Here is a 540-nt window from a genome sequence, read left to right on the forward strand (position 1 = left end):
AAAGAGCATCCAGCGCAAGATTTTGATGACTTGCAGCTCTACCCCTTTTTACTCTTCAAAACACCAGGATGGAATGACTACCGGTACCCTCTGTTGGAACGCTTGAAGAACATTGGTTTTAATGCGTCGCCAAAAGTGGAAATAGAACACCCAGCGATGATCCACAAAATCATCCTTCAAACCGATCATTTCGGTATCACGATGAGTGACCATGTCCCGCAGGGATGCAGAAGTATCGCACTACCGAACCGCTTAGAATTGAATGTCAGCTACGTGATGAGTTGTCGGCGTTCACAGCAACATGCACCATTAAATCTATGGTTATTTGATAAGATTAAACACGTGATTGCAAACTAACGTTCTTTTAGTATGCCCAAAGTAATCGCTTGGTGATGTTGACGCAGATAATCGATATCTTGCAAATACGCGATGTGATGTCCCTCTTCCAAATTGGCTTGAAATCTCTCATCCCTGCTGCTTGCCATCAGTCTCATGTAATCAACCAAAGCCGTGAGCCTTAACGTCATCACATCCACCAGA

At 44.1% G+C, this 540-nt stretch carries 2 pseudogenes; one reads left to right on the forward strand and one right to left on the reverse strand.

The window, feature by feature from the left end:
- Positions 1-357 (forward strand): annotated as a pseudogene (locus R7E78_RS29880) (LysR family transcriptional regulator); the annotation flags it as partial.
- Here R7E78_RS29880 and R7E78_RS29885 read toward each other — a convergent pair.
- Positions 354-540: pseudogene (locus R7E78_RS29885) on the reverse strand (phosphotransferase); the annotation flags it as partial. The pseudogenes R7E78_RS29880 and R7E78_RS29885 sit on opposite strands and share 4 nt — an antisense overlap.

This window comes from Vibrio sp. YT-19(2023), from assembly GCF_033337395.1.